Annotated in this window: 22 protein-coding genes; 12 read left to right on the top strand and 10 right to left on the bottom strand. The window is 64.8% G+C overall.

Annotation, left to right across the window (positions count from 1 at the left end; translation table 11 throughout):
- Positions 1-16: 16 nt before the first annotated feature.
- From XH84_RS14110 to XH84_RS14095, 4 genes are all read right to left on the bottom strand, one after another.
- The gene (locus XH84_RS14110; RefSeq protein WP_128918741.1) at positions 17-1,021 is read right to left on the bottom strand and encodes a TRAP transporter substrate-binding protein; all 1,005 of its coding nucleotides are present in this window, start codon (positions 1,019-1,021) and stop codon (positions 17-19) included.
- Between the two features lie 320 nt (positions 1,022-1,341).
- Complete coding sequence (locus XH84_RS14100) at positions 1,342-2,904, bottom strand: 2-isopropylmalate synthase (RefSeq protein WP_128918743.1); 1,563 nt, start codon at positions 2,902-2,904, stop codon at positions 1,342-1,344.
- 115 nt (positions 2,905-3,019) lie between these two features.
- Positions 3,020-3,175 carry a hypothetical protein gene (locus XH84_RS39740; protein ID WP_164936162.1) on the bottom strand — a complete coding sequence of 52 codons (156 nt, stop codon included), beginning with the start codon at positions 3,173-3,175 and terminating at the stop codon, positions 3,020-3,022.
- Positions 3,176-3,597: 422 nt separating this feature from the next.
- Positions 3,598-3,861, bottom strand: a complete 264-nt coding sequence (locus tag XH84_RS14095) for a hypothetical protein (protein WP_128918744.1) — start codon at positions 3,859-3,861, stop codon at positions 3,598-3,600.
- A gap of 321 nt (positions 3,862-4,182) precedes the next feature.
- On the opposite strand from XH84_RS14095, the gene XH84_RS14090 reads away from it, so the two are divergent.
- The 4 genes from XH84_RS14090 to XH84_RS14075 all read left to right on the top strand — a co-directional run bounded on the left by XH84_RS14090 (position 4,183) and on the right by XH84_RS14075 (position 11,075).
- Entirely contained in the window at positions 4,183-5,400 is a 1,218-nt protein-coding gene (locus XH84_RS14090; RefSeq protein WP_128918745.1) for an SMP-30/gluconolactonase/LRE family protein, read from the top strand.
- A gap of 311 nt (positions 5,401-5,711) precedes the next feature.
- Positions 5,712-6,944, top strand: a complete 1,233-nt coding sequence (locus XH84_RS14085; RefSeq protein WP_347338735.1) for a calcium-binding protein — start codon at positions 5,712-5,714, stop codon at positions 6,942-6,944.
- A 153-nt stretch (positions 6,945-7,097) separates the two neighbouring features.
- On the top strand, positions 7,098-9,608 hold the full coding sequence (gene uvrA / locus XH84_RS14080) for an excinuclease ABC subunit UvrA (protein ID WP_128918746.1): 2,511 nt from the start codon (positions 7,098-7,100) through the stop codon (positions 9,606-9,608).
- Positions 9,609-9,764: 156 nt separating this feature from the next.
- On the top strand, positions 9,765-11,075 hold the full coding sequence (locus tag XH84_RS14075; RefSeq protein WP_128918747.1) for an ABC transporter substrate-binding protein: 1,311 nt from the start codon (positions 9,765-9,767) through the stop codon (positions 11,073-11,075).
- Positions 11,076-11,273: 198 nt separating this feature from the next.
- Here the strand turns inward: XH84_RS14075 and XH84_RS14070 are convergent, their stop codons facing one another.
- Both XH84_RS14070 and XH84_RS14065 read right to left on the bottom strand, forming a co-directional pair.
- On the bottom strand, positions 11,274-12,443 hold the full coding sequence (locus XH84_RS14070; RefSeq protein WP_128918748.1) for a Gfo/Idh/MocA family protein: 1,170 nt from the start codon (positions 12,441-12,443) through the stop codon (positions 11,274-11,276).
- Between the two features lie 43 nt (positions 12,444-12,486).
- A complete protein-coding gene (locus XH84_RS14065; protein ID WP_128918749.1) occupies positions 12,487-12,801 on the bottom strand; it encodes a septal ring lytic transglycosylase RlpA family protein in 315 nt (104 codons plus the stop codon).
- Between XH84_RS14065 and XH84_RS39735 the strand changes: the two genes are divergently transcribed.
- Positions 12,746-13,072 (top strand): hypothetical protein, encoded by a 327-nt coding sequence (locus XH84_RS39735; RefSeq protein WP_164936163.1) that lies wholly within the window; start codon positions 12,746-12,748, stop codon positions 13,070-13,072. The genes XH84_RS14065 and XH84_RS39735 overlap by 56 nt on opposite strands.
- A gap of 23 nt (positions 13,073-13,095) precedes the next feature.
- On the opposite strand, the gene XH84_RS14055 is transcribed toward XH84_RS39735, so the two are convergent.
- Positions 13,096-13,527, bottom strand: a complete 432-nt coding sequence (locus XH84_RS14055; RefSeq protein ID WP_128918751.1) for a hypothetical protein — start codon at positions 13,525-13,527, stop codon at positions 13,096-13,098.
- 366 nt (positions 13,528-13,893) lie between these two features.
- Here XH84_RS14055 and glgC point away from each other — a divergent pair, with 366 nt between their 5' ends.
- Genes glgC through XH84_RS14040 form a run of 3 tightly spaced genes read left to right on the top strand, consistent with a single transcriptional unit; the run spans position 13,894 to position 16,905 of the window.
- Positions 13,894-15,156 (top strand): glucose-1-phosphate adenylyltransferase, encoded by a 1,263-nt coding sequence (glgC, locus tag XH84_RS14050; protein WP_128918752.1) that lies wholly within the window; start codon positions 13,894-13,896, stop codon positions 15,154-15,156.
- Positions 15,153-16,607 (top strand): glycogen synthase GlgA, encoded by a 1,455-nt coding sequence (gene glgA, locus XH84_RS14045; protein ID WP_128918753.1) that lies wholly within the window; start codon positions 15,153-15,155, stop codon positions 16,605-16,607. Before glgC ends, glgA begins: the two co-directional genes overlap by 4 nt.
- Positions 16,608-16,644: 37 nt before the next feature.
- Positions 16,645-16,905 carry a SemiSWEET transporter gene (locus XH84_RS14040; RefSeq protein WP_128918754.1) on the top strand — a complete coding sequence of 87 codons (261 nt, stop codon included), beginning with the start codon at positions 16,645-16,647 and terminating at the stop codon, positions 16,903-16,905.
- A gap of 51 nt (positions 16,906-16,956) precedes the next feature.
- On the opposite strand, the gene XH84_RS14035 is transcribed toward XH84_RS14040, so the two are convergent.
- Positions 16,957-17,751 carry a DODA-type extradiol aromatic ring-opening family dioxygenase gene (locus XH84_RS14035; RefSeq protein ID WP_128918755.1) on the bottom strand — a complete coding sequence of 265 codons (795 nt, stop codon included), beginning with the start codon at positions 17,749-17,751 and terminating at the stop codon, positions 16,957-16,959.
- Between the two features lie 154 nt (positions 17,752-17,905).
- Between XH84_RS14035 and XH84_RS14030 the strand changes: the two genes are divergently transcribed.
- Entirely contained in the window at positions 17,906-18,085 is a 180-nt protein-coding gene (locus XH84_RS14030; RefSeq protein ID WP_126255372.1) for a hypothetical protein, read from the top strand.
- 20 nt (positions 18,086-18,105) lie between these two features.
- Here the strand turns inward: XH84_RS14030 and XH84_RS14025 are convergent, their stop codons facing one another.
- Both XH84_RS14025 and XH84_RS14020 read right to left on the bottom strand, forming a co-directional pair.
- Complete coding sequence (locus XH84_RS14025) at positions 18,106-19,569, bottom strand: carboxylesterase/lipase family protein (protein WP_128948311.1); 1,464 nt, start codon at positions 19,567-19,569, stop codon at positions 18,106-18,108.
- A 76-nt stretch (positions 19,570-19,645) separates the two neighbouring features.
- Positions 19,646-19,858, bottom strand: coding sequence for a hypothetical protein (locus tag XH84_RS14020; RefSeq protein ID WP_128918757.1), 213 nt, complete (start codon positions 19,856-19,858; stop codon positions 19,646-19,648).
- 229 nt (positions 19,859-20,087) lie between these two features.
- Here XH84_RS14020 and XH84_RS14015 point away from each other — a divergent pair, with 229 nt between their 5' ends.
- The 3 genes from XH84_RS14015 (at position 20,088) to XH84_RS14005 (ending at position 23,578) form a co-directional block, all read left to right on the top strand.
- Entirely contained in the window at positions 20,088-22,772 is a 2,685-nt protein-coding gene (locus XH84_RS14015; protein ID WP_128918758.1) for a flavin-containing monooxygenase, read from the top strand.
- Between the two features lie 131 nt (positions 22,773-22,903).
- On the top strand, positions 22,904-23,176 hold the full coding sequence (locus XH84_RS14010; RefSeq protein WP_128918759.1) for a hypothetical protein: 273 nt from the start codon (positions 22,904-22,906) through the stop codon (positions 23,174-23,176).
- A 96-nt stretch (positions 23,177-23,272) separates the two neighbouring features.
- On the top strand, positions 23,273-23,578 hold the full coding sequence (locus XH84_RS14005) for a hypothetical protein (RefSeq protein ID WP_128918760.1): 306 nt from the start codon (positions 23,273-23,275) through the stop codon (positions 23,576-23,578).
- Positions 23,579-23,594: the final 16 nt, after the last annotated feature.

Raw genomic sequence — 23,594 nt, 5'->3', positions numbered from 1 at the left:
TCGTCGTTCGGATGGATCAGTTCGTCGTACTCTTGGATTCCTTGAGGAATTCGTCGATCAGCGGTTGGCCGACGCGGCTCGCGGCATCCTTGTAGACCGGCTCCATCGCCTTGCGCATCGCCTCGTTCTGCTCCGGCGTGAGCTTGATGATCTCGCTCTTGCCGCTCTTCTTGATCTCGGCCAGCGCGTCGTCGTTCTCCTTCTGCGACTGCGCGTTGCCGAATTCGGTCGCTTCCTTCATCGCCTTGGTGAGCTGGTCGCGGATGTCGGCCGGCAGATCGTCCCAGAACTTCTTGTTCACGATCACGACGTAGCCGATGTAGCCGTGATTGGTCTCGGTGATGTACTTCTGCACCTCGTGCATCTTCTGGGTATAGATGTTCGACCAGGTGTTCTCCTGGCCGTCGACCACGCCGGTCTGCAGCGCCTGGTAGACTTCCGAGAACGCCATCACCTGGGGCAGCGAGCCGAGCGCCTTGAACTGGGCCTGCAGCACGCGCGAGGATTGGATGCGGAACTTGACGCCCTGATAGTCGGCGGGCGTGACCAGCTTCTTGTTGGCGCTCATCTGCTTGAAGCCGTTGTCCCAATAGGCAAGGCCGGTGATGCCCTTGGCATCCAGCAGCTTGAGCAGCCTTGCGCCGAGCGGCCCTTCCGTCACCTTCCGCAGCGTCTTCAGGTCGGGCAGGATGTAGGGCAGATCAAACACCTCGAACTCGCGGATGCCGAGCGGTCCGAACTTGGAGTTGGACGGCGCCAGCATCTGCACGCTGCCGAGCTGAAGCGCTTCGAGCTCTTCCTTGTCCTTGTACAGCGTCGAGTTCGGGTAGACCTCGACCTTGACTTTGCCGCCGGTGTATTTCTCGGCCAGCTCCTTGAACTTCTCCGCTCCCTTGCCCTTCGGCGTGTCGGTGGCGACGACGTGGCTGAACTTGATGATGATCGGTGATTGCGCCGACGCCGGCCCGGTCAAGCCAAGTGCCAATGCCGCGATGGACGCGGCGATCGCGAAGGTGCGCATATTCTCTCCCTGTTGCTATTTGGGCCGCCCGGCGTGCGGGCAGCCAATCCTCATGCCGGCAGCATCAATACAGGCCGCCGGCCTTCGCTGCTATTGGCCGTTAGCAGGGCAGGTATTCATGGTGGATGCCGCACGCACGGCTGCGCTCCCTCTCCCGCTTGCGGGAGAGGGTTGGGGAGAGGGTGTCTCCACAACGGGACAATCCCTCGGAGGAGAGAGCCCTCACCCGGCGCTATGCGCCGACCTCTCCCGCATCCCCCTTCGCCAAGGCTTCGGCGGACAAGAGCGGGAGAGGTGCAATAACTCCCAACTTCGTTTCTTCAGCTCGCCGCGGCCGTCGTCACATTGTCGCGCTGGCGCTTCATGACGATCTTGTTGAGCGCGCCGAGATAGGCCTTGGCGGAGGCCACCAGCGTATCCGGATCCGCCGCGCGTGCGGTCATCGAGCGGCCATCCTGCGACAACCGCACCGACACTTCCGCCTGCGCGTCGGTGCCTTCGGTGACGGCGTGGACCTGGTACAGCTCCAGCTTGGCCTCGTGCGGCACCAAGCGCTTGATGCAGTTGAACACCGCGTCCACCGGACCGTTGCCCTCGGCCTCCTCGATCCTGGTCTGGCCGTCGACGTCGAGCTTCATGGTCGCGCGCTGCGGGCCATGGGTGCCGGCGATCACGGTCAGCGAGGTCAGCTTGATGCGGTCGTGGGACGCCGCCATCTCCTCGTCGACCAGCGCCTCGATGTCCTCGTCGTAGATGTCCTTCTTGCGGTCGGCCAGAGCCTTCATCCGCGTGAACGCATCCTCCAGCTGGTTGGGGCCGAGCTTGTAGCCCATCTCCTCCAGCTTGTGCACGAAGGCATGGCGGCCGGAATGCTTGCCGAGCACCAGCGAGGACTGCTTCAGGCCGACCATCTCCGGGCGCATGATCTCGTAGGTCGAGGCGTCCTTCAGCACGCCGTCCTGATGGATGCCGCTCTCATGCGCGAACGCGTTCCGGCCGACGATCGCCTTGTTGTACTGGACCGGGAACGAGGTCGCCGCCGAGACCAGCTTCGAGGCGCGGGTCAGCTGCGTGGTGTCGATCTTGTTCCAGTACGGGAATTTGTCATTGCGCACGTTGATCGCCATCACGATCTCTTCGAGCGCAGCGTTGCCGGCGCGTTCGCCGATGCCGTTGATGGTGCACTCGACCTGGCGCGCGCCGCCGATGATGCCGGCCAGCGAGTTCGCGACCGCCATGCCGAGATCGTTATGGCAGTGCACGGAGAACACCGCCTTGTCCGAGTTCGGCACGCGCTCGATCAGCGTCTTCATGAAGTGGGTGTATTCCTCCGGCACCGTGTAGCCGACGGTGTCGGGGATGTTCACCGTGGTGGCGCCGGCCTTGATCACGGCTTCGACGATCCGGCACAGGAAGTCCATCTCGCTGCGGGTGCCGTCCTCGGCCGACCATTCGACGTCGTCGATCTGGTTGCGGGCGCGGGCGACCATGGCGACCGAGGTCTCGAGCACTTGCTCCGGCGTCTTGTTCAACTTGACCCGCATGTGCAGCGGCGAGGTCGCGATCACGGTGTGGACGCGGCCGCGCTTGGCAAACTTCACCGCTTCGGCGCAGCGGTCGATGTCGGCCGGATGGGCGCGGGACAGGCCGGCGATGACGGAATTCTTGGAGCGGCGGGCGATCTCGCTCACCGCTTCGAAGTCACCCTGCGAGGTGATCGGGAAGCCGGCCTCGATGACGTCGACGCCCATATCGTCCAGGAGCTCGGCGACCTCGAGCTTTTCCTCGAAGGTCATGGTGGCGCCGGGGCACTGCTCGCCGTCGCGCAGCGTGGTGTCGAAAATGATGACGCGGTCCTTCTCGGACTTGTTCACGGTGGCCATTTCAAATTTCCTTTTGAGCTTTTGCGCCGTTCAGACCGTCTGTTCCTGGCGCTTGAGGTGTCCGGTGATCTCGACCCACCCCTGAGCGCCCAGGCGCATGGCGCCCAGCCGGCCCTCAGGGGCAGCTAAGAAGAAGCCCGCCAATCAGGAGGGTGGGCAGCAGCGCGGCCGGGATCGTGGCGGCGGCCAGAGCCACCTCCCCCGAAATCCCCTCGATTTGGCCGCGAATCAGCATTGCCAGACCCTTTTGAGCCCAGAAATCCTCGGTCAAAACCGTTGACGGTTGGTTGCCGGGAGGCTCAGTCGCCTGTTTCTAGACGAGAAATGGCAGCAACTGCAACGCCAAAAGATGGTCAAGGGGGCTGACCTGGTTGGGGGCCTGGTGTCCCGGACGGCGCTGCAACGCCCTGGCGTTGCAGCGCTGTCCGGGACCCCAGGAGGCAGCACGGCACGTGGCGAGATCGGCCCCCGGCTCTGCAGCGCACCACCCCCGATGATGCTTCGCATCGCCGGGCCGCTACACTTGCGTCCGGGGCACGAGAGTGGAGTGCGATGCACGTACTCTCTCGCCCGTCATTGCGAGCGTAGCGACTTTTCCGCCGAAGCCTTGGCGAAGGCGGAAGCAATCCAGAATCCTTCCGCGGAGAGACTCTGGATGGCTTCGGATGGCTTCGTCGCACCAGCGCAAAATTGCTACCCCGCGCGGCGGGCGCGGGCCCTCGTCTCCCAGCGGTCCAGCATCTTGCCAAGCTCGCCGTTGACCACGGGGATCGCCGTGATGGCGCTTGCGATCTCGTTGGTGTTGGCGGGCGCGTTGGCGGGGAGCCAATCCGGCTCGGTATATTCGCGCCAGCGACGGGCTTCCGCGCGTCGTTTGTTGGAGATGTATTCACGCGTGTAATAGCCGGCCGCGAATGCGATCCCCAGCAATACGATCAATACGATGACGCCAGCCACGCTCAACTCCGTTCATCGCCCCCGGACGGCTTCTGCGTGGCAATCCGCGCGAAATCATGGCTTGAACCGGGCCGAATGCGTTGCATGCCGGCATCTGCGCCAAGCAAATTTTGTGCAAGCCTGTGGAACATTTCCGAGACTTGCAAACGGCGCAAGACGGACGCGAAGCGCGTCCGCTCCAAACGCATTCGAATATGACGGGATTGCGGCCCCGGCATCGCGCGAGAATAATTCCACCCCTCGCAACCGGCGCTGGACCGCATTAACCTCCGGTTGCTCGGCCGGATCAACCGGCCAGCCGAACATGACTGGGAGGACGCGATGACACGCCAAGAACAGCGTGAGCAGGAGCTTGCGCTTTCACGACGAACACTTGTCCGGGGGCTTGCGCTTGGCGCCGCGGCCACCGTCGCCGGCCCTGCGCTGGCCCAGACGGGACCCGCCGCACCGCCGACCACCATCACCACCCCGCCGCGCGATTTCAGTCCCCATGGCGCGCCGACCACTTATTTCTGGGACCCCGACATCATCGCGGTCGATCCGTCCTTCAACGATCTCGCGCAGCCCAACACCGCGATCAAACGTCTCTACACCGGCGTGCTGTGGGCGGAGGGCCCGGCGTGGAGCGCGCAAGGACGATATCTCTTGTGGAGCGACATTCCCAATAACCGGCAGATGCGCTGGAGCGAGGACGACGGCCGCGTCAGCGTGTTTCGCACGCCGTCCAACAATTCCAACGGCAACTCCTTCGACTTCCAGGGCCGCCAGCTCTCCTGCGAGCACCTGACCCGCCGGGTGACGCGCTACGAGCATGACGGCACCGCCACCGTTCTCTGCGACAATTACAACGGCAAGAAGCTGAACTCGCCGAACGACGTCGTCGCGCATCCCGACGGCAGTTACTGGTTCACCGATCCGCCCTATGGCGGTCAGCTCTACGAAGGCGAGCCGGATGCCGCGGGCGGGGCGAGCAATGCCGGCGGCAAGCTCAATCCGCGGATCGGACAACCGGCCGGTTTCACACCGGGCAAGCGCGAGCTGCCGACCAATTGCTATCGCATCGACCCTTCCGGCCGCGTCGACCTCGTCGTCACCGAAGACCAGGTGCCCGATCCGAACGGCCTGTGCTTTTCGCCGGACTTCAAGAAGCTCTACGTGGTCTCGACCGGCAAGGGACCGGGCGACACCGGCCCCGGCGGCAAGGGCGAGATCTTCGTGTTCGACGTCGGCGCGGACAACAAGCTGTCCAACCAGAAGCGCTTTTCCGACTGCGTGATCGACGGCGTGAAGTGCGGGCCGGATGGCGTGCGCTGCGACGTCAACGGCAATGTCTGGGCCTCCAGCAATGCCGGCCGCGCCGTCGGCTATAGCGGCGCGACGGCGTGGTCACCGGAGGGCAAGCTGCTCGGCCGCATCCGCCTGCCGGAGGTGTGCGGCAACATCACCTTCGGCGGCCCCAAGCGCAACCGCCTGTTCATGGCCGCGAGCCAGTCGCTCTACGCGGTGTTCACGGCGACGCAAGGCGCGGGACCGGGCTGAGCCGAGCCCGCTGCATTCTGCAGGCTTGCCCCGCTATCGTAGGGTGGGCAAAGCGACTTGTCCGCCGTCGCTCGAAGAGCGAAGGCGGAAGCGTGCCCACGATCCCTTGGATACGGAACGAGATGGTGGGCACGGCGCTTTGCGCCTTTGCCCACCCTACGGCACCGCGCTTGTGCGTTTCATGACAGCTTGACGACGCGCTTGCTCCGGCCCGGTTCCGCGGCCGCAATCAAGCTGCACCGCTGGCCCATCTCCGCCATCAAACCGAAGATGATGCGTGACGCGGCAGGGCCGCAGCGCGGGGCGCGAGCATGATGCTCGGCTCGATCCGCGCCCGACATGGACCGGGGAGTTGCAAGATGCGCCATATGCCAAACGACACGATCTTCGTCAGCGTCGGAAGTCAGGAGCTCGTGCTCGTATTCGGGGACCCCGGCCTGCCGGTCGACGGCCGCGGCGGGAACGACAGCATGATCGCGACGGTCGATGGCGGGCCCAGCACCCTGCTGCTCGTCGGCGACGATGAGGACTTGCAGGGACGGTCGCACGGCGGGAACGACCATTTCGTCGCCGATGTCGTGGGCTTCGGGGTTTATGTCACCGTCGACGGCGACGCGCGGACGATGTCCGGCCATGCCCATGGCGGCAATGATGTTCTGAACGTCGACGCCACGGATTCGATCTATACGAGCACCTCCCTCTTCGGCGACGCCGAGATGGCGATGACGGGAGAAACGCGCGGCGGCAATGACGTCATCACGGGCACGATGGGAGACAGGGCGTACGGGACGTTCGTCGGCGATGCGGGCACGACCATGAACGACGATACTCGGGGCGGCAACGACATCATCAACGTCACCCAGGCCGGAGTCTATGGCGCGGCATCGATCTCGGGCGATGCACTGATCGACATGAGCGGCGAGGCACGTGGCGGCAACGATATTCTCATCTACACGATAGGCACCGAAGCGCGATCCGGAGGTGCGTTCATGGTTGGCGACGCGGACTACCTGAGTGACAACGCCCGCGGCGGCGACGACGTGCTGGTCGCAGCCGTCGATGGCAACCCCGACTCAACGTCGATCGCCATGTTCGGCGATGCCTCGAACATGTCGGGCAGCGCGCATGGCGGCAACGACATCCTCGTGGGCAGCGCGCGCGGCGACTGGCTATATGGCGACGCACACATCTACGCCCCAGCCGTGGACGGCTCGATCACTGGTGGCCGTGACCTGCTGAACGGCGGGGGCGGCAATGATCAGCTCTGGGGCGGACCGAACAACGACCTGTTCGTGTTCGAGGCCGGCTCGGGCCAGGACCTGATCAACGATTTCGATCAGGGCAACAAGGCCGGAGGCAGCACGGCACCCGAGTACGACGTCATCGACGTCCACGCTTACGGCTTTGCGGACTGGGCCGCGCTGAAGAGCCTGATCAGCGACGACAGCGTCGGCAATGCGGTGATCCAGCTGACGGCCAACGACACGATCACGCTGGAAGGCATCCACGCCGCCGATCTCACCGCCAGGGACTTCATCGTCTGAGGCGCGGCTTGCTGTCCGCCGAACGCTTATGACAAGGCCCTCGCTGTCACCCCGAGCGGCCTCGCGTCGTGCAGAACGCAACCAGGCGCACTGGCACCGAGGGACCCATCCTGCGATCCTGCCGTTAATCCCGACGCGGCCCGGAGCAGTCAGATGGACGATAGACCCAAAAGAACCGACAGCCTGATGCAGGACGATGGCTTCGTCCGGGTGCGAGGCGCGCGCGAGCACAATCTCAGGAACGTCGACCTCCGCATTCCCCGCAACGCCCTCGTCGTGTTTACGGGCGTGTCGGGTTCGGGGAAATCCTCGCTCGCCTTTGGAACGATCTACGCCGAGGCGCAGCGGCGGTATCTGGAATCGGTGTCGCCCTACGCGCGACGTCTCTTCCACCAGATGCAGATCCCCGAGGTCGACGACATCGAAGGCCTGCCGCCCGCGGTCGCACTGCAGCAGCAGCGCGGGGCGCCGACGACGCGGTCATCCGTCGGCAGCGTCACCACCATCTCGAATCTGCTGCGAATGCTCTATTCCCGTGCCGGCGACTACCCGCGCGGACAAGCGATGCTCTATGCGGAAGCGTTCTCGCCGAACACGCCGGAGGGCGCCTGCCCGACCTGCCACGGCATCGGCCGAATGCTCGACGTGACCGAGAAGTCGATGGTGCCCGACGACACCAAGAGCATCCGCGAGCGTGCCGTCGCGGCCTGGCCGAGCGCCTGGCAGGGACAGAACCTCCGCGACATCCTGACGACGCTCGGCTACGACGTCGACAAGCCCTGGCGCGAGCTTCCGAAGAAGGACCGCGACTGGATCCTGTTCACCGAGGAGCAGCCGACCGTTCCGGTCTATGCCGGTTACGATGCCGCCGAGGTCAGACGCGCCCTGCGTCGCAAGGAAGAGCCGAGCTATCAGGGCACCTTCACCGGCGCCAAACGCTACGTGATGCAGACCTACGCCAAGTCCGAGAGCGCCATGATGAAGCGCCGCGTTGCGCAATTCATGATCACCAGGGACTGCCCGACCTGCCATGGTACAAGGCTCAAGCCCGAGGCCCTCAAGGTCAAGTTCGCCGGGCTCAACATTGCCGAGATGTCGCACCTGCCGCTCACGCAGCTGCACCAGCTCATCAAGCCGTTTGCAAGAGCATCAACGGACAAGTCGGAGAAGGCCGTCGTCGTCAGGCGAATCTGCGAGGATCTCTCGGCCCGGCTGGCGGTGCTGCTCGACCTCGGCCTCGGCTATCTCGCCTGCGAACGGAGCACGCCGACGCTGTCGCCCGGTGAGTTGCAGCGGCTGCGTCTGGCGACGCAGGTCCGCTCCAACCTGTTCGGCGTCGTCTATGTGCTCGACGAGCCGTCCGCGGGCCTGCATCCTGCCGACACCGAGGCGCTGCTGCGGGCGCTGGACCGGCTGAAGCGCGCGGGCAACTCGATCTTCGTGGTCGAGCACGAGATCGAGGTGATCAGGCACGCCGACTGGCTGGTGGACGTCGGGCCCGACGCCGGCGAAGGCGGCGGGCTGATCCTCTACAGCGGGCCGCCGGCCGGACTCGGCGAAATCGAGCAATCGCGAACGGCCCACTATCTCTCGCGACCGAGAAAGCCACTGCCGGCTGTTCGTCGCGAGCCGAAGGGGCGTCTGAAAATCAGCGGTGTCGTCCGCAATAATCTCCGCGGCCTCGACGTCGACATTCCGCTCGGCATCATCGCCAGCATCACCGGCGTGTCGGGCTCCGGCAAATCGAGCCTGATCAGCCAATTCCTCGTCGACACCGTGGCCGCGCATCTCGGCCACACGCTTGCTACCGATTCCGACGACGACAGCCTGGCCCCGACGGTCGTGACACTGGGCGGCAGGATCGTTGCCGGCCTCGACCAGGTGAACCGTCTCGTCGTGGTGGACCAGAAGCCGATCGGCCGCACCCCGCGGTCCAACCTTGCAACCTATACCGGCCTGTTCGACCATGTGCGCCGGCTGTTCGCGGCAACGCCGCAGGCAAAGTCCCGCCGCTACGACGCCGGACGCTTCTCTTTCAACGTCGCCAAGGGACGATGCGCGACCTGCGAGGGCGAGGGCTTCGTCTGCGTCGAGCTCTTGTTCCTGCCCAGCGTCTACGCGCCCTGCCCGACCTGCAAGGGCGCGCGCTACAACGACAAGACGCTCGAGGTGAAGATCCGCGGAAAGTCCATCGCGGACGTGCTGGCGATGCGCGTCGACGAGGCCTTCGCGTTCTTCGAGGGCGATGCGACGCTGAACCGGTCGCTCTCGGTCGTGCGCGAGGTCGGTCTCGGCTATATCCGCCTCGGCCAGTCCGCCACCGAATTGTCCGGCGGCGAAGCCCAGCGCATCAAGCTCGCGACCGAGTTGATGCGTCCGCAGCGCGGTCACACGCTCTATGTCCTGGACGAGCCCACCACCGGCCTTCACCCGCGCGATGTCGAACGGCTGATCGCCCAGCTCGAGCGGATCGTGGACGGCGGCAGCAGCGTGATCGTAGTCGAGCACGACATGGACGTCGTCGCGCACAGCGACTGGATCATCGATCTCGGCCCCGGCGCCGGTGACGAGGGCGGCCGCATCGTCGCATCGGGAACGCCCGAACAGGTCGCCAAGGCCAGCGGAAAGACGGCGCGCTATCTGGCCCGCCGCCTGGCGCAGTGACGACACATCGCCTGGCCCGTCGCCGTCATTTCGCATTTGCGTTCTATGCCGGACGACGGACCTCGACTTTCGCCATGTTGACTTTCCACTATCCCCCTCCCCATACTTCGCAAAAAGATAACAACCAATCATAAGACGGTTTTGAGGGAGGATAGGATGCCGACTTCACGCAGGCAGCTGCTGAAGGGTACGGCGGCTGCCGCCGCCACACTCAGCCTCGATTGGACCAGGGCTCGGGCGCAGGCCGAGAATTTGCGCATCGGCCTGATCTACGATCTCACCGGCCCCTTTGCCGCCGGCGGCTCGGTCGCCTCGTCGATCGGCGCGCAGATCGCCATCGATCTCGTCAACGAGAAAGGCGGTATCGGCGGCAAGACCAAGATCGTACCGGTCGCCGCGGATTCCCAGAGCAAGCCCGACGTTGCGATCAACGAGGCCGAACGCCTGATCAGCCAGGAGAAGATCGACATCCTCAACGGCGTCTATGCGAGCTCGCATGCGGTGCCGCTGGCCGCGAAGGTCGAGCAGCAGAAGAAGATCCTCTGGATCACGACCGCGGTCTCGACCGCGGTGTTCAAGGACAAGAACCTGCAATACGTATTTCGCGCCCAGATCCATTCCGACCAATACGGCCAGGCCTTTGCCAGCTTCATCACAGAGCACGCGAAAGCCAAGCTCGGCATGGATCCCAAGGACGTCAAGGTCGCGCTGATCCACGAGGACGGGCCCTACGGCGTCGGCGTCGCCGCCGCCGACGAGGCCTATGCCAAGCAGGCCGGCATCCAGGTGGTGCTGCGTGAAGGCTATTCGGCCTCCGCGCCCGACCTGTCGGTGCTCGTCACCAAGATCAAGCGTGCCAAGGCCGACGTGATCTCGCATGCAGGCTACAACCCCGACATCACCCTGTTCCTGCGCCAGGCCCGCGAGAGCGGGTTGCGCTTCAAGATGCTGTTCGGGGCCGGCGCGGGCTACAGCCAGCTCGACAAGCTGCGCGCCACGTTCGGCGCCGACATCGACAATTTCTGCAACATCGATCCGGTGCCGGCACAGCTGCTCGATCCCGCAAAACTCGCGCCGGGCATGGGCGAACTGATCAAGACCATGGTCTCGCGCTATCAGGCCAAGACCGGCGCCACCGACGTGCCGCCGCACTGCTCGATGGGCTTCAACCAGACCTGGGTGCTGCTCAACAACGTGCTGCCGGTCGCCAAGGAGAAGTACGGCAGCTTCGAGCCAGAGGCGATCCGCAAGGCCGCGCTCGACGTCGACATTCCCGCTGGCGGCACCATCCAGGGCTATGGCGTGAAATTCTTCCCGCCGGGCACGCCGCTGTCCGGCCAGAACGAACGCTCGACCCCGGTGGTGATGCAGAACGCCGGCGAGCACATCTCGGTGGTGTGGCCGACCAACATCCGCACGCAGGACCCGGTGTTTCCGCTGCCGAAGGGCTCGACCTACGGGGCATAGCTTTGCTCGCCGCGAAGACGGTGCACCCTCTCCCTTTGTGGGAGAGGGTGGCTTCGCGAAGAGAAGCCGGGTGAGGGGTTCCCTCCCGAGTCCAACTCTTAACAAGCGCGCGGATAGAACCCCTCATCCGGCGCTTCGCGCCACCTTCTCCCGCAAGGGGAGAAGGGTTTGCAGTGTACTTGCGGCGACTTCTTCCCCCTACAACACCACCCTTCTCCCCTCCTCCGCGGCCCAGTACCCTGCGTAATTCACCTTGATCGTCTCGTAGGCCAGCGCGAGGTCGGAGAGCGGCTGCCGCCCGCTCGCCACGCACTCCATGAAATCCTGGATCTCCTGCAGATAGCCGCGCGTCCATTCTTCTTCGAGGCAGACATATTGCCAGCCGGTTTTGCGGTCGACCTTTTCTGTGATGTAGACCGAGGCGAGCTTCTCTTCGCTGGTCTGGTAGCTCATCAGATGATTGTTCGGCGTGATGTTGGCGAACAGCGAGCCGCCGGACGTGTAGGTCTCGATCAGGTTGCGCACGCCGCCCATGATCATGTCGCCGGAGAACACGGTCGCCTTGGTGCCGTCGGAAAAGGTGGCGGTGAGCGTGCCCCAATCTTCGACGTCGACGGGATTGGCCTTGATGCAGGTGCGCTCTTCGGGCTTGAGACCGGCGGTGACGTTGCCGACATCGCCGGTGACGCTGGCGACGCGAATGGTCTCGCCGCGTGCCTTGGCCTCGACCTGTTTGAGATAAAGCACGGCCGAGAGCGGGTGACAGCCCATGCGGATCAGCGAGCCGCCGCCGGTCATCGCCCATTGCGCGGCGTGGGCCGCGTGCGAGCCGGAATGACTCTCCTCGCCCTTCATGAACAGGATCTTGTCCTTCGTCGCCATGATGATCTCAGCGGTCTTGGCCACCGCGGGCGCGTAGACCCAGTCCTCGGCATACATGAACAGTTTTCCGGTACGCTCGATCGCGGCGCGCGTCCTGTCCATCTCCTCCAGCACGCGCTGATACATCACCGCCTTCGGCACATGACTGCCGATCGGCTGCGCGTCGCCGTCGCGGCCGAAATAGCCGGCGAACGGTTTCTCGCAGATCACGTGCTTGCCGGCCTGCATCGCCGCAATGATCATTTCCGCATGAAGATTGGGCGGGGTGCAGATGTCGACGACGTCGATCTCGCGGTCGGCGATCAGGTCGGCGAAGCTGCGGTAGACGCGCGGAATGCCGTGATGGCCGGCGAATTGGACGACGCGATCGCCACGCGCGGCCACCGCAGCAACCTCGACATCCACGCCATAGACGCGCCGGAACGCATACATGTGCAGCTCCGACACGAAGCCGCAGCCGACGAGTCCCACCCTGATCCTGGCCATAGCCCCTCCCTTGCTTGGGCGGCACTATAGCGCGCGAGCCGGCCTATTCCACGGCAACTCGCACCACGCCGGCGCTCATCATGCCGAGTGCACGGGCGGCCGGCACCGAGAGATCGACGATGCGCCCCCGAATGAAGGGGCCGCGATCGTTGACGCGGCACTGGATCGTGCGCCCGCTCCAGGACACTCTTAGCATGCTGCCGATTGGACGCGTGCGGTGTGCACAGGTCAGTTCGCCGCCTTTGCCGGCTTTTCCGTATCCATAGTATGAAGCAAGCCCAGTTTCGGCATGGGCAACAGAAATGGCAGAAAGCGAAAAACTGGCTAAAGAGAAGAATAGCGTGGTTTGCGCTCGCACGGCACCGCTCCCGGTTGGCCCCGCCCGGCGCTGCAAACGTCGATTTGTTCCCTCGAGTTCCAGGGAGACTGCCGCGCAATGCGCCGTAGTGCCATCACAGATTATTTCTGTTTGTGAAGGCCCTGCCTTTTTGCCTGTGACGATCCGTCCGCGTTCAGCTGAAGACGTTTCGTACGACGGCGGGACGCGCAGGCTTTGCCGTGAAGCCGGCCTGCTGCGTCTCGCCGCGATCGTGCTCATGCATTTTGCCTGCATGAGCCTGATCGTGTGACTCTCGCTGTAACCCGCGAGGGTTCACCAATATCGGCGATAATAGTGACGGTGATAGACCCGGTACGGCCGGTAATAGCCATAGCTATAATACGGACGATAAGGCCGATAATATCGCGGATACACCGGCGCGTAGCCGTAGCCGCCGTAATAGGCCGGGGCGTAACCATAACCGTAGCCGTAGGGATATCCGTAGCCGCCGTAATACGGTCCACCATAATAGCCGTACGGCGCGCCGCCGGCGATGGCGCCGCCGATGATCGCGCCGGCCGCGAGGCCACCAAGCGCAAATCCCCACCCGCCGCCGCGCCAATGCACCTGTGTGACGTCGTCGCCGGCCGCGGCCTTCATGGTCGCGACGTTGGTCGGCAGCGGGGCTGCCGTCGCCTCTTGGATTTGGCCGGCGATGACAACGCCGGCCAGCGAACAGGCAATTGCCGTTTTCCAGATCCTCATCGTCTCAACTCCTGTCTGACGTTTCGCTTGGAAAAGGATCGCAGCGACATGATCGGGCATCCTTGCGCCAAGTCAAAGACCGGATCTTCAAAGCCCGGATTTGCGTGCGGCGCACAAGTCTCATTCATGCCTCGTTGCAAGACGACCGTCGGCTTGCGAGGCGGGCCGCCGCCCTGCTCCGCCCCACGTAACCGTGGTGCGATTCCGGAGCCCGCGGCCAAGGCAAAGCATTAAGCTTCCCGCGTTCGCAACCAACAACCTACTTCACGATTTACTATGCGTACCGTTACTATCGGTTCCAAGGGCGCGGGGGCTTCTCGCGACAAATGGCCTCGGCCTGCGCCGGGGGGTGAGTGGGAGGATGACATGAGTGCCGTCGGTAATGAGCCGCTCGCCCGTCAGGCGCTGGCGTTCGTCCTGGCTGGCGGACGCGGCAGCCGGCTCCTGGAGCTGACTGACCGGCGCGCCAAGCCCGCCGTCTATTTCGGCGGCAAGTCCCGCATCATCGATTTCGCGCTGTCGAATGCCGTCAATTCGGGCATCCGCCGTATCGCGGTGGCGACCCAGTACAAGGCCCACAGCCTGATCCGGCACCTTCAGATGGGCTGGAACTTCTTCCGCCCAGAACGCAACGAGAGCTTCGACATCCTCCCCGCCAGCCAGCGCGTCTCCGAGAACATGTGGTATGTCGGCACGGCGGATGCGGTCTACCAGAACATTGACATCATCGAATCCCACGCCTGCCGCTTCATCGTGGTGCTGGCCGGCGACCATATCTATAAGATGGATTACGAGGTGATGCTGCGCCAGCACGTCGAGAGCGGCGCCGACGTCACGGTCGGCTGCCTGGAGATGCCGCGCGCGGAATCTAGCGGCTTCGGCATCATGCATATCGACGAGAACGGCTGGATCCAGGAGTTTCTGGAGAAGCCGAAAGATCCACCGCCGATGCCGGGCAAGCCGGACGTCTCGCTCGCCAGCATGGGCATCTACGTCTTCAACGCAAGATTCCTGTTCGACCAGCTCAAGCGCGACGCCGAAGACCCGGACTCGAACCACGATTTCGGCAAGGACATCATTCCATACCTCGTCAAGAACGGCCGCGCGATCGCGCACCAGTTCTCGACCTCGTGCGTTCGCTCCGGCAGCAACAACGTCGCTTACTGGCGTGACGTCGGGACGGTCGACGCCTACTGGTCCGCCAATATCGACCTCACCGACGTGGTGCCGGAACTGGATTTGTTCGACCGTGCCTGGCCGATCTGGTCTTATGCGGAGATCACGCCGCCGGCGAAATTCGTCCATGACGAGGAAAGCCGGCGCGGTCAGGCCGTGAGCTCGCTGGTCTCCGGCGGCTGCATCATCTCGGGCGCCTCGCTGCGGCGCTCGCTGCTGTTCACCGGCGTGCGCATCAACTCCTACGCCAATGTCGAGAACGCCGTCATCATGCCCTATGTCAATGTCGGCCGCGGCGCGCGCCTCAAGAACGTCGTGATCGACCGCGGCGTCGAAATTCCGGAAGGGCTCGTCGTTGGGGAGGATCCCGAATTCGACGCGAAGCGATTCCGCACCACCGAGCAGGGCATCTCGCTGATCACCCAACCGATGATCGACGGGCTCAATAAATGACGCCTGTTCGCGTCCTCGCGGTCGCTTCTGAAGTCTATCCCATCGTCAAGACCGGCGGCCTCGCGGATGTCGCCGGCGCGCTGCCGATCGCGCTGAAGACGCACGGCGTCGAGATGCGCACCTTGATGCCGGGCTATCCCGACGTGATGCGACTGGTCTCAGGCGCGGCGGAGATCCGGACCTGGCCGGATTACTTCGGCGGTCCCGGACGGCTGCTCGCCGGCTTCCACGAGGGGCTCGATCTGTTCGTGCTCGACGTGCCGCATCTCTATGCGCGGCCGGGCAACCCTTACGTCACCACCGAGGGCGTCGACTGGCCCGACAATGGCGTGCGCTTCGCGGCGCTGTCGCGCGTCGCCGCCGATATCGGCCACGGCCTCGTGCCCGCGTTCGTCCCCGACGTCGTGCACGCCCACGACTGGCAGGCAGGGCTCGCCCCCGCCTATCTGCACTATGACAATCGCCCGCGGCCCGCCACCGTGATGACCATCCACAACATGGCCTATCAGGGCAAGTTCGCTCCCGAACTGATTGGATCGATCGGCCTGCCCTGGCATTCCTTCAACGTCAATGAACTCGAATATTTCGGCGGCATCAGCTTCCTGAAGGCCGGCCTGCAATTCGCCGACCGCATCACCACGGTGTCGCCGACCTACGCGCGGGAAATCCAGAGCGACGAAGGCGGCATGGGGCTCGGCGGCCTCTTGCGCGCACGCGCAAGTGTGCTGAGCGGCATCCTCAACGGCATCGACATCGCGGTGTGGAATCCGGAAGAAGATCCGCACATCGCCTACCGCTACGGCGCCGAAGATCTCACGTTCCGGGCCGCGAACAAGGCGGTGCTGCAGCAGCAATTCAACCTTGATTCCTCGGACGAGGCGCCGCTGCTCGGCGTGATCAGCCGGCTGTCGTGGCAGAAGGGTCTCGATCTCCTGCTCGAGGCGATTCCGACCATTTTGCGCGAAGGCATGCAGCTCGCGCTGCTGGGCAGCGGTGACCGCGATCTCCAGGAGCGCTATCAGGCCGCGGCCCGCGCCAATCCCGGCCGGATCGGCGTCGTGATCGGCTATGACGAAATCCTGGCGCACCTGCTCCAGGCCGGCTCGGACGCGCTGATCGTGCCCTCGCGCTTCGAGCCATGCGGCCTGACCCAGCTCTGCGCGCTGCGCTATGGCGCGGTCCCGATCGTCTCACGCGTCGGCGGGCTCGAGGACACCATCGTCGACATCGGCGAGGCCGACGCCTCCGGCCGCGACGCCACCGGTTTCAAGTTTGCACCCGTGACAGCGGAAGCCCTCGCCGGCAGCCTGCGCAAGGCCAACGCCGCCTTCCACGACAAGCCGGCCTGGCGCCGGCTGCAACGAAACGGCCTTGCGACCGACGTCTCCTGGCGCAAGCGCGCTGGCGATTATGCCGCGCTGTATCGCGGACTGGTGGCGGCCCGGGCGTGAGGCATGACCGTGATCGAATCCATGTTATAGAGCCGGCATGGAACCCTTCGTGATCAAGCTGATCGGCTTTGCCGCCGCGACCTGCACCACCGTGGCCTATGCGCCGCAAGCCATCAAGGTATGGAAGACCCGCTCCACCGGCGACATCTCGCTCGGCATGTTCCTGGTCATGGTGCTGGGCCTGGCGCTCTGGCTGATCTACGGCCTGCTCTCTGGCGATGCTCCGCTGGTCGCCGCTAACGCCATCACCATGGTGCTCGCCGGCGGCATTCTGGTGATGAAGCTGAGATACGGGTGAAGGTAGTTGCCGCGTAGGGTGGATTACGCTTCGCCAATCCCCCCTACGAAATCATCCAAACACATACGAGGCCATGGCCACATTGGCGACCTCGTCGACGAAGACTCGCCTGCCGACATCGCTGCCGGCGGCGCCGGCGGCCACCATCAGCGGCAGCAGATGGTCTTCGCGCGGATGCGCCAGGCGCGCGCTGGGTGCATTCTCCCAATCAACCAGCATCGCGTTGCGGCGGGCCGGATCCGGGTTGCTGATCGCCTCGTTCAGATAGGCCTCGAAATCGTAGGAGACCGGCTTGGACTCGGGCCGGTTGAAGCCACGCATGTTGTGATAGGTCAGCCCGCTGCCGACGATCAGAATGCCTTCATCGCGGAGCGGGGCAATCGCCTCGCCGACCTTGATGTGCTCGGCCGCATCGTAAGCGGACTTCAGCGAGAGCAGCACGATCGGCACGTCGGCGTTCGGATACATCAGGCCGAGCGGCACGAAGGTGCCGTGATCGAAGCCCTGATTGGGATCTTCCCGGCAATCGAGGCCCGCGTGCTTCAACAGCGCCTTCACGCACGCGGCGAGCTCGGGCCTGCCCGGCGCCGGATATTTGAGGTGGTAGGTATGCTCGGGGAAACCGTAATAATCGTACACCATCGGCGGATGCGCCGAGGTCGACACGGTGAAGGCGTCGGCCTCCCAATGGCCAGTGATGACGAGCACGGCCTTCGGCCTCGCTGGCAGCAGCTGCGGCAGCCGGCCGAACTCCTGGGCGGTCCTCGCATATTGCACCCGCCTGTCTTCCATGAATGGCCAGGGGCCGCCGCCGTGCGACAGGAAGAGCGTCGGAAATCGCGTCATGGGCTCGTCTCATCGGCAATATGCGCGCGCCAGTGCCCGCGCGACCGGCGGCGAGCATAGGCAAACCGGCATGGTTAGCAAGTCGTTAACGATTTGCCGCCCAAAATCCGAGCTGTGGCCGAAGCAGTCGGCCTGAAGACAAGTGAGACGTGAGATGAGGAAGTTTGCGCTGGGGGACGTCGTCAACAGTGACAAGGGCCGCCGCGGCATCGTGCGCGCCGCCTTCAAGTCCCGCGAAGGCCAGCAGTTTTACGCCGTCGAGAAGGACGGCGCGATGGACTATCTCGAGGAAGACCGGCTGACACCGGCTCCCCGCGTCGAGCTCGCGGCTTAAATTCACGCTATTTTATCGCGCTAGCGCGCGAGCCGGTCCAGACGCTCCGCGAAGGGATCGTCGCCGCTCGCGATGCGGTCGTTCGCGATCAGCAGCAGGCGATCGCGGTCCGCCGCCGCAGCGTCCCAATGCGGCAGATCGGGACCGTTGGGATCGCCGCTCCTGGCGAAGTTGATCCAATAGGACCGCATGCGGCTTGCGACCTTGCGATCATCTCGCGAGAAGATGCCCGCCCCGGGCACGCCTTCCGCACCGAAAATGAACTGCAACTCCCGCCCGGACCCGCCTTCGGGATTGGCGCGCCGGGCCTCCGGCACATAGGCGAAGTGATAGCGAAAGGTTGCCGCGCCGCTTGCGGCGTGTAGGCGCGCTAACAATCTTGCGGGCTCGGTAAAGACCTTGTCGGTATAGAACCTCGCCGCAAGGTCTGAAGGCCTGACGAGACCGGGATAGAGTTCGCGCAGCTCATCGCTCGTGAGTCCCGACGATGCGACCTCCTCCTTGATATCGAGCTCGCTGTCGAAACCCGTCTCGTCATCGTTCGAGCCGATGATCAGGGGAATGCGGCTTTGGCGTCCGGCCGCAAAGCCGGCGGCAATATCCTCGGTCACCAGACCTCCATCCATCATCGGCGCGAAGCTGCGCCGCGATGTCTGCAAGAGACGGCTCTCGGCGGCCAGCAGGCGTCGCGGCTCTCCGGCGCGCACATTCGCCTGCGGTCCCAGCGCCGCCACGAACTGCCGGCCGACGGTCTCCGCCTCCTGCGCCGAGCGCAGCCGCGTGCGCGCGGGGATCGACTGCAGAATGGCCTTATGGAATAGACCGCGCGCTTGCGCGGACAACATCAGAAGCCCGATCGACGTCGCGCCGGCGTCGCGGCCAAACAGGGTGACGTTACGAGGATCGCCGCCGAACGCCGCGATGTTGTCGTGAACCCAATGCAGCGCGGCGATCTGGTCCATCAGACCGTAATTGCCGGAGCCGCCTTCCGACAGCGCGGGATCCGCAAGCCAGCCGAGCGCGCCGAGGCGATAATTGGCGGTCACGACGATGAGGCCGGCCTGCGCCAGCCTGGCACCGTCGAACAGCGGATCGCTCGCGGTGCCGCGGGCGAAGCCACCGCCATGGATGAACACCATCACCGGCAGCGGGCCATCGACCCCGAAGGGACGGAACACGTTCAGCGTGAGACAATCCTCGCTCGCCTCAGGCAGCGCCGGCTGAAGGCACGGCGCGCCGTAATCGTAGGCGGTGTGCATCTCCGAGCTTTCGGGCGTCGGCTGCGGCGGGCGCCAGCGCAGCGCGCCGAGCGGCGGCGCCGCGTAGGCCAGTCCCTTGAACGACGCCACCTCGCCTTCGACGGCGCCGAGCATCTGTCCTTCGCGCGTCAGCGCGAATGGAAACTGTCCGACCGGCTGAGCCACGGCCGGGCCGGCGAGCAAAAGGAATGCGGAAGCCGCAATGAGCGCAAGCACGGATCGCATCTTCTGGGCATTTCGATGCGCGGACGGGTTCCCCTGAGGTTATGTCCCCGAGGCGCCGGGAGGCAAGCCTCGCGGCTCACTCACCGCGCTTTGCGAGAATCTCCGCCAGCGCACGGCGCGCGACGATGCCGAGTTCACCCAGCGTGGAGTGTCCTGCCTGCGCCGCCTCGATCAGGCGTTCGGCAATGAACTTGCGGCTGTCGTGGTCGCCGCCATGCGGCAGTTGGCGGCACGTCTCCTCCAGGACGACGTCCATGTTCGCTTTGGTCCGCTCACTCAACTCGGGCATGACACTCGGTCACTACGCGTGGCTTGTAACCGCAAGCATACACAGGCGGATCGGGCATGATTAGCCCGGGTAATCACGGCCATTGTGCATCGCGATGCGTGTAGCGCCGCGACACTCGCGTGGCCACGATGCTGCCGCAAACGACTACCGAAGATTGCACTTGCTCTGATGACAAGCTGAACCTGCAGCGATAGCCTGCCGGCAAAACAAACATACGGGAGGAAATGCGATGTCTGATGCCATGGTTGCCACACGTGCCGTCGAGGAGCGCGGAACCGCTCAACAGGTTGACGTCGCCGTGGTCGGCGCCGGGTTTGCCGGCCTCTATCTCCTGCATCGCCTGCGCAAGGCCGGCTTCTCGACCGTCGCCCTCGAAGAGGCCGGCGACGTCGGCGGCACGTGGTATTGGAACCGCTATCCTGGCGCCCGCTGCGACATCCAGACCATCGACTACAGCTACACTTTCGATCCCGGGCTCGAGACGGCCTGGACCTGGTCGGAGAAGTACGCGACTCAGCCCGAAATCCTGCGCTATCTCGGCTTCGTCGCCGACCGCTACGATCTCAGGCGGGACATCCGCTTCAAGACCAAGGTCACCGAAGCCAGATGGGACGAGACGGCCGAGCGCTGGCTCATCACCACCGACAATGGCGAAGCGGTCTCCTGCCGCCATTACATCATGGCCACTGGCTGCCTCTCGGCGCCAAAGCCGCCTGAGATCGACGGCGTCAAGGATTTCAAGGGCGAGGTCTATTTCACCGGACGCTGGCCGCACGGCGGCGTCAATCTTGCGGGAAAGCGCGTCGCCGTGATCGGCACGGGCTCGTCGGCCATCCAGTCGATCCCGCTGATCGCCGAGCAGGCGGCGCATCTGACCGTCTTCCAGCGCACGCCGAACTTCGCGCTGCCCGCACACAATGGTCCCGCGCCGTCGGAGCGCATGAGCCTGCTGCAGTCCGACCGCGCGGCCTATCGAGAGCAGGCGCGCCAGTCGATGGCCGGCGTGCCCTATCCGCAGCAGATGGCGGTGAGCTGGCAGCTCAGCGATGCCGAGCGCCGCGCGCGGTTCGAGGAAGCCTGGGGCAAGGGCGATCTCGTCTACATCCTCACCCAGCTCTGGGCCGACCAGGCGGTCGACGTCGAGGGCAACAAGCTGATCTGCGATCTCATCCGCGAGAAGATCTCGGCAGCCGTGAAGGATCCCGAAACCGCCGCGGCGCTGATGCCGCACGACCATCCCTTCGGCGCCAAGCGTCCCTGCCTCGATACCAACTATTACGCAACCTATAACCGGCCGAACGTCACACTGGTCAATCTGCGCCAGGAGCCGATCAAGGCGATCAGCACCGGCGGAATCGCGACCGGCAAGCGCAGCTTCGACATCGACGTCATCGTGTTCGCGACCGGGTTCGACGCCATGACCGGCGCGATCCGCGCCGTGCATCCGATCACCGGACGCGGCGGCAAGTCGCTCACCGACGTCTGGGCGCAGGGGCCACAGACCTATCTCGGGCTCACCGTCGCGGGCTTCCCGAACTTCTTCATGATCACCGGCCCCGGCAGCCCGTCGGTGCTGTCGAACATGGCGGTGTCGATCGAGCAGCATGTCGACTGGGTGGTCGACCGCCTGGCTGCGCTACGCGATGCCGGCTTCACCACGATGGAGCCGACCGAGACGGCCCAGGCCGGCTGGAACAGGCACATGGCCGATTGCTCGATGCTGACGCTGCACCGGCTCGCCAACACCTGGTACACGGGCGCCAACGTGCCCGGCAAGGTGCAGGGCCTGATGCCCTATACCGGCGGCGTCGGCCCCTATCGCAGCATCTGCGACGAGGTGGTCAGCCGCGGCATGCTCGGCTTCAAGCTCAGCGGCCCGGACGGCGCCGCGCAATGCAATGACGGCGAGGTGGTGCGCCTGCAGCCGGATGTGCGGCTGGTGCTCAACTTGCTCACCTCACTCAATCTGCCGCCGATCGAGTCGATGGGCGCGCTCGGCGCTCGCGAGTTCGTGAACGAGTTCAACAAAGGGCGCCCCGCGGGGCGGCCGATCGGCGACATCGTCGACGGCACCCTGCCCGTCACGGGCGGCGCGTTGCCCTACCGCGTCTACAAGCCGGCGGCGCCGGGACCGCATCCGGTCGTGGTCTATTTCCACGGCGGCGGCTGGGTGCTCGGCGACGAGCAGTCGGACGAGCCGTTCTGCCGCGACATGGTGCGGCGGACCGGCATGATGTTCGTCAGCGTCGGCTATCGTCACGCGCCGGAGCATCGCTTCCCGACCGCCGCCGAAGACGGCTATGCGGCAACGCGCTGGATCGCCGAGCATGCCGAAGAGTTCGGCGGCAGCCCGGGCCCGGTGTTGGTCGCCGGCTGGAGCGCCGGCGGCAACGTCGCTGCCGTCACCTGCCAGCTCGCGCGCGACCGGGGCGGGCCCGAGATCGCCGGTCAGCTCCTGATCTGCCCGGTCACCGACTGCACCTTCGATCGTCCCTCCTACAACGACAATGCGACGGGCTACTTCCTGACGCGCTCGCTGATGTACTGGTTCTGGGACCTCTACTGCTCGCCCGCCGACCGCACCGATCCACGCGTCTCGCCGCTGCGCGGCAAGGTCGCCGGCTTACCACCGGCCTTCGTCGTGACCTGCGAGTTCGATCCCCTGCGCGACGAAGGCGTCGCTTACGCCGAGGCGATGTCGGCCGCGGGCGTCCCGGTCCAGCAGCTCCGGGCGCACGGCCATTTCCACTCGTCCTTCACCATGGTCGACGTGGTGATCACCGCCGTGCCGGGCCGGGTGCAGATGGCGGAAGCCTTGCGGCGCTTCGCCGGGCTGCCGCCGGAGGTCAGGCGCGACGAGTCCGGCCACGGCCAGGCCAGCCCAGGGCACAGAATCGCGGCGGCGGCGAGCTGATCGCGACAGCGCGGCCGGGAACCTTTTCGCGGCTGCTGCGTTGCGTTGGCGTGGCATTGAGATGCAGCGACAGGTGTAAGCCCCGGCACGCAAATCCGCGTGCTGGGGCGTTCTTTGCGTGAGGCGGGACGATGGGGGACGTTGTTGGCGAATCAAAGGTCGATTTCGGTGCGCTTGCCGCCCTGCATAAATGGCCATCGCTCGCAAACCAGCGCCGGCTGGACCGGGAGCCCTACCAGATCATCGAAGGCACCCTCGACGATTGCATCTCGGCGTTCATGAGCAAGCCGGCGGCAACTCGGCACCTCTATGAGATCCGCACCGTGGCGCAACCGCCACTCGTCACCGAAATCCTCTCGTCCGAGCACGTCATCGAGCTCTCGCGCTTGAGAGAATTTCTCTGACGACACTTCACGGAATCGCGCAGGAACATTCTTCCGGTTTTTCCCGTTAACGGGGATCGGAAGCCAAGTCGTAAGCCAAGTCGCGAGTGCCTGAGGATGCTTGAAGCTGGCGTGTCATCACCGATCGTACCTTACGGGGCGGACCAGACCTTGTTCGTGGTGGTCGATCGCCGCGATGAAAAGACCGAAATCCGCATCGAACGCAACGACCTCGACGCCACGATCGGCGAGCTCGTCGCCGGCTGCTTCAACGACCCCATCAAGGTGATTTCCTTCAACACGCTCGAACATTGGATGAAGGACATCTCGACCGACGTCGCCGGCGAGATCCGTGCGCGCTGCGACCTCTACGGAATAGAGCTGCCTGATTATCTCAGCGACTTCGTCGAAAGCCATTCCTGAAAGCGCTTTGCGCCGA

Source organism: Bradyrhizobium nanningense (genome assembly GCF_004114535.1).
Taxonomy (GTDB): Bacteria; Pseudomonadota; Alphaproteobacteria; order Rhizobiales; family Xanthobacteraceae; genus Bradyrhizobium; species Bradyrhizobium nanningense.
The sequence above is the reverse complement of the archived record's forward strand: the minus strand, read 5'-3'. Positions and strand labels throughout refer to the sequence as shown.